The 6,354-nt window shown below is 68.2% G+C and carries 2 protein-coding genes; both read left to right on the top strand.

Annotated features, from left to right (window positions below):
* The coding region (locus tag AB0C99_RS32140) for a ricin-type beta-trefoil lectin domain protein (protein ID WP_362482732.1) at nt 1-5,910 on the top strand (5,910 nt) is incomplete at its 5' end.
* 16 nt (nt 5,911-5,926) lie between these two features.
* Nucleotides 5,927-6,346, top strand: a complete 420-nt coding sequence (locus AB0C99_RS32135; RefSeq protein ID WP_362482729.1) for a hypothetical protein — start codon at nt 5,927-5,929, stop codon at nt 6,344-6,346.
* The last annotated feature ends 8 nt before the right edge of the window (nt 6,347-6,354 follow it).

Below are 6,354 nucleotides of genomic sequence, written 5' to 3'. Positions count from 1 at the left end.
ACCGACACCGACGCCCGCCAGGTCGTCGACGAGTACCAGCTCAAGCAGTCCTTCGCCGAGCTGAAGACCGGCCCCAACACCGCCCTGTGGCTGGAGTCCATCCAGCGCACCGGCTACGCCCGCAACGGCTCCACCGACGCCAGCGTCACTGTGAACCCGGTCCGGTTCGAGCCGAACGCCGAGGACATGCCGAACCGCGTCAAGGCGGTCAACCCCCAGCGGCCCGGCTTCTCCCGCCTGCGCATCGCCCGCGTGATCAACGAGTACGGCGGCGAGACCGCCGTCACGTACAAGCCGATCACCGGCAAGTGCCTCACCGGCACCGGCCTCCCGGCGAAGACCGACACCGCCGGGCTTAAGGCGAACAACGAGTTCTGCTACCCGTCGTTCTGGAACCCGGACCCGGAGTTCGAGGACATCGACTGGTTCCACAAGTACGCGGTCGAGTCGATCGAGGAACTCCCGAACGTCCCCGGCGCCTACGCGACCAAGACGGCGTACCAGTACAAGAACGCCGGATGGAAGCTCGCCGAGGCGGAGTTCACGAAGAAGTCCACGCGGACGTACTCGCAGTTCGCGGGCTTCGAGCAGACCACGGTACTCACCGGTTCCGACGACCCTGCGATCAGCAGTAAGCAGTCCAAGTCGGTCAACCGTTTCCTCCGCGGCATGGGCGACACCGTCGCGGTCAAGGATGTCCACGGCAACGTGATCAAGGCGTCGGACGGCTCGACGCTCTACGACCGTGAGCCGTTCGCCGGCCGGATCTCCGAAGAGCTCACCTACTCCAACCCGACCGACGCGGACACCGACTGGCTGTCCCGCAGCGTGACCATCCCCGAGGCCACCGAGCTGGCCAAGCGCAACCGCGACGACGGCCTCACCCCGCTGCGCGCCTGGCGCGTGACGGAGCCCGAGGAGGTCGCGTACACCAAGTCCTCCGGCACCAACGAGGACGACCCGCGCACCCTGCGCACGGTGAAGACCCTCACCACCTACGAGCCGACCTACGGTCTGCCCACGCTGGTCGAGTCGCTCGGCGACACGGGCAAGACCGGTGACGAGTCCTGCACCAGACTGGACTACCTGCACAGCGTCGGCAGGAACATCATCGGCCTGACCAAGGAGGCGCTCGCCTCCCCGTCGACGTGCGCCAACGCCAACTGGTCCGACCTCAAGTCGCTCACCAGCGGCGTGCGCACCGCCTTCGACGACACGGCCTACGGCACCGCGCTCGCCGCCGGCACGCGCGCGCTGGCCACCGAGTCCTGGTCCCTGAAGGGCGACGGCACCGGCTTCCAGACGAACGGGACCAACGCGTTCGACACGATCGGCCGTGTGATCCGGCAGTCCGACCCGGACGGCAAGGCATCGAACATCTCGTTCGAGCCCCCGACGGGCCAGGTCTTCAAGGTCACGATGTCCGACCCGCGCGGCAACTCCCAGGTGCAGGAGCTGGAGCCGGGCCGCGCGACCACGCTGAAGACCACGGACGCCAACGGCTACGTGAGCGAGTCGGAGTTCGACCCGCTGGGCCGTCTCGCCAAGGCATGGTCCCCGGGCCGCACGCCGTCGCCCACCTCGGTGCCGGACTTCCGCGCCGAGTACACGATCCCGAAGCCGGAGCAGGACCCGAACGACCCCACGCTCGAAATCCGCAAGCCTCCTTACGTCACGACCTATTCGCGTGGCTACGAGGACCGGATCGAGACCTCGGTGACGCTGTACGACGGCCTCGGCCGTGAGCGGCAGTCGCTGGAGGAGGCGGACAACGACGCCGGCTGGCTGGTCACCGACACGCTGTACAACAGCTCCGGTGAGGTCTGGCAGACGAACAACGCCTACCTGACCCGGGACGCGAAGGTCGGCGACCTGTTCACGCCGCTCGCCGACACCGCCATCCCGAACATCACGCGCTACACGTACGACGGCCTCGGCCGCGTGCTGACCGAGACCCCGTACATGAAGTACGTGGACCCGGTCACCAAGGAAGCCTCCTCCAAGGCGTACCCGGAGCGGGCCACCACGTACGAGTACGGCCAGGACTGGTCCAAGGTCGTCAACCCGCAGGGTGCCTCGTCCTACCGCGTCTTCACCGACGCGCTGGGCCGCACCTCGCGTGTGGACACCTTCAACCCGGCGGCGCCCAAGGGTTACACCTCCATGTCGTACGAGTACGACGTGCGGGGCGAGATGGTGAAGGCCGTCAGCTCGGCGGACCCGACGCATCCGTGGTCCTGGACCTACAACAACCGCGGTCTCGTCGAGACGGTCAACGATCCGGACGCGGGCACGACGCGCACCACCTATGACCACTTCGACCGTCCGCTCACCGTCACCAACGCGCGCGGCCTGAAGGTCTGGAACGGTTACGACGAGCTGTCGCGGCCGAAGCAGCAGCGTCTGAACGACGCCGGCGGCACGCTCCTCGCCGACTACACGTACGACACCGTTCCCGGCGGCAAGGGCATGCCCGCCACCGCCACGCGCTACACGGACGGTCTCGCGTACACCCAGAAGGTCAACGGCTACACCAAGGACTACGAGCCGACCTCGACGACCCTGTCGCTCCCGCAGTCGATCGTCGACACGTGGGGCTTCGCCAAGGACTACGACTACACCTACAACTACTCGGACACCGGCGCGCTGGAGGACGTGCAGCTTCCGGCCGCGGGCCAGCTGGCGGCCGAGAAGATGGTCGTCCGCTACAACAAGGACGGCAAGCCGCTCTCGATCTCCGGCAAGGACTGGTACGGCGCCGAGACGACGTACTCCGCGTACGGCCAGATCGTCCGCTCGACCCTGGGCTCCCAGCCCTACCGGGTCTGGACGCAGCACTCGTACGACGAGGGCAGCGGCGAGCTGCAGGAGCAGGCCGTCTACCGGGAGAAGAACGACGCCTCCCTGGTCGGCGGGAACCTGGTCTCCAACCGGGCGTACACCTACGACCCGGCCGGCAACGTCACCTCGATCCAGGAGAAGTCCGTCGGGATCGAGGAGCGCCAGTGCTTCTCCTACGACCCGCTGGGCCAGCTGAAGTCGGCCTGGACCGCCAAGGACCAGACGGCCTGCTCCACCCCGAAGAACACCGACGGCACCCTGAACGTCGCCGCCGGCAAGGACAACTCCGGCTACTGGCAGGAGTACGAGTACGACCTCCTCGGCAACCGCACCAAGCTGACCGAGAAGAACCTGACCGGTGACGCCGCCAAGGACGCCACCAGCACCTACGAGTACGGCAAGAACGCCGCCAAGGACCAGCCGCACACGCTGACCAAGGTGACGAAGAAGTTCACCACCCCGGCCGGCGCCCAGGTCACCGCCGAGGCCACCCGCCTGTACGAGCTGACCGGCGACACCAAGTCGATCACCTCGGTCCAGAACGGTGACAAGCAGGAACTGACCTGGACCTACGACGGCCAGGTGGACCGGATCACCGGTCAGGGCTCGAACGGCAAGACCCCGTACGTGGGTCTCGGCCAGAAGTGCCTCGACCTCAAGTCGGGTCTCGCGACCGCGGGCAACGCGGTCCAGCTGTACGCGTGCAACAGCACGGTCGCGCAGTCCTGGCACTTCGAGCCGGCCCCCGGCCAGGCGGACGGCAACCTGGGCACGCTCCAGGTCTACGACACCTGGTGCGTCCAGCCCGCCGCCAACACCGCGGGTTCCGCCGTCCAGCTCCAGAAGTGCAACGGCACCACCGCGCAGCAGCTCAAGCGCAACGCCTCGGGCCAGCTGACCCACGTCGCCTCCGGCCTGTGCCTCGCGGTACAGGGCGCGGCGAACGTCAACGGCACCGCGATCGTGCTCGCCACCTGCGACGCGGCCTCCACGGCCCAGCAGTGGCTGCCGCAGAACGACACCCGTCACATCTACGGCCCCGACGGCAACCGCCTGCTCACCATCCAGGGCAAGCAGGCCACGCTGAGCCTGGGCGAGGCCCAGGTCACCGTCCAGCAGGGCGGCGTCCTGGTCCGCTCCGAGCGCACCTACTCCGCGCCCGGCGGCGCGGTCCTGCGGTACGCCAACGGCACCGGCGGCGACGCCCTGGTGGCGCTGGCGATGGATCACCAGGGCAGCGTGTACGCGGAGGTCGCCCTCTACAGCGGCATGCCGGTCCGGGTCCGGAAGCAGGACCCGTTCGGCAACCAGCGAGGCGCCGACACGGCCGGCCAGAACATCCAGAGCCACAAGGGCTTCCTGGGCAAGAACCGGGACGACGCCTCCGGCTTCCAGCCGCTCGGCGCCCGGCTCTACGACCCGGTCGTCGGACGCTTCCTGTCCGCCGACCCCCTGCTGGACCTGGCCGACCCGCTGCAGTCCAACGGGTACGCGTACGCGCACAACAACCCGACCACGTTCGCCGACGGCTCGGGCCTGTCGATCGTCCTGACCGCCTCCGAGCGGGCCGCGGCCCTCGCGGGCGCCGGTCTGTCCGAGGCACAGGTCGCGCAGGCGCAGGCCATGCAGGGCAAGTCCCTCACTTCGGTCATCCTCTCCGCGGCGTGGGGAGCCCTGAAGGACTTCATCGGCATCAACGACGCCATGGCCTGCTTCGGCGGTGACATGTGGTCGTGCGGCAGCCTGATCATCGGGGCCATCCCGTGGACCAAGCTCGGCAAGATCCCGTCCGTCCTCAAGGCCGTCAACCGCACCATCGAGGCGATTCAGGCATTCAAGAAGGCGAAGGCGGCCGCGGAGGCCGTCCTGAAGGCGGCCAAGGCCGCCGAAGCGGCAGCCTTGCAGGCGAAGAAGGCCGCCATCGAGAAGGCGAAGAAGGAGGCCGCGCAGAGGGCCAAGAAGAAGGCGGCCGAACAGGCCAAGAGAACCGCGGACAAGGCGGTCCAACAGACCAAGAAGACCGGTAACACGGCGCAGAAGCAGGCCCAGGCGAAGGCTGCGCCCAAGGCGTCCTCCGCGGCCGGCTCGCGCAAGAGCAGCGCAGGCAAGAGCTCCGGCGGCGGTTCCGGGTCCGGCTCGAGCAAGGGTTCCGGCGGCGGAGGCAAGAGCTCCAAGCCCGGCGGCGACTCCGGCGGCTCCTCCCGGAACAACGGCGGTTCGAGCGGCAGCGGCGGCTCCGGCAAGGCCGACGGTCCGGGGTGCAACAGCTTCGCCCCTGGCACCCGGGTGCTGATGGCGGACGGCTCCACCAAGCCGATCGAGCAGGTCAGGACCGGCGACCAGGTGGTCGCGACCGACCCGGAGTCCGGGGAGACCCGGATCGAGACGGTCACCGCCGAGATCAAGGGCCAGGGCGTCAAGCGCCTGGTCAGGCTCACGGTCGACACGGACGGCGAGAAGGGCTCGGCGACGTCCCGCATCACCGCCACCGCGGAGCACCCGTTCTGGGTGCCCGAGCTGCGCGAGTGGGTGGACGCCACCGACCTGAAGCCGGGCCAGTGGCTGCGGACCAGCTCGGGCACGCACGTTCAGGTGACGTCCGTCGCGCGCTGGACGGCACCGGACGCGACGGTGCACAACCTGACCGTCAGCGACCTGCACACGTACTACGCCATGGCCGGCCCGGCACCCGTCCTCGTCCACAACGACAGCTGCCCGACCTATGTGGGTACGCCGAAGGACCCGGGCGTTCCGGAGCTCGTCGCCGCGATCGAGGCCCGTTACCCTGGCCACGTCAAGGCGGTCGAGATGAAGATCGTCGGTGCTGACGGCAAGGACATCACCGACTTCGACATCGTGACCCGCAACGCGGTGATCCAGGTCAAGACCGGAACCGGCAAGGGCTCCGCGAAGGACCACGGCCGATACGAGTCGGCGACCGATTACCCGGTCATCAGTTTCATCTGGCCGAGCAAGAAGCTGAGAGGGTCGATCATCAAGGAGCAGGAGGGGTTGGGCCACATGGTGACCACCGACCTCGAAACGCTCCTGGCGGTGATCGCCCCATGAGAAGGCGGAGGTAGCCATGTCCTGGCCTTCCGTGGTCCTGGTGGCGAGCGCACCCGAGTGCGCCGCCATCGAGGCCAGGGTTCGGACGCTCGGGGTCGAGAAGGACCCGCTCAGTGAAGGAGACTTCCTGCACTGGAACGGGTACTCCTACGCCCTCGACTTCTCGGGTGACATCCTCTCGGAGTTCGAACCCGATGAGATCGAGGACGCCAGGCGACGGATCGGGGCGGAACCCCAGGGGATCTATGTGTCGTGCCAGTCCATGGACGCGGCCCGTACGTTCCTGGCCTACGCGCTCCGGGGCTTCTCGGGCCTGATCGACACCAACCACGGCGATGTCGTCGACTTCGCCGAGTTCGTGGACCTGATCGGGAAGCACCCCGACTGGGACTGGCGCCGAACGGAGCTCGCCGACCTGCTCGGCACCACCGAATAGAGGCGTGT

It is taken from the genome of Streptomyces sp. NPDC048659 (genome assembly GCF_040650575.1).
GTDB lineage: Bacteria > Actinomycetota > Actinomycetes > Streptomycetales > Streptomycetaceae > Streptomyces.
This window is presented reverse-complemented; position numbering and strand designations above follow the sequence as displayed.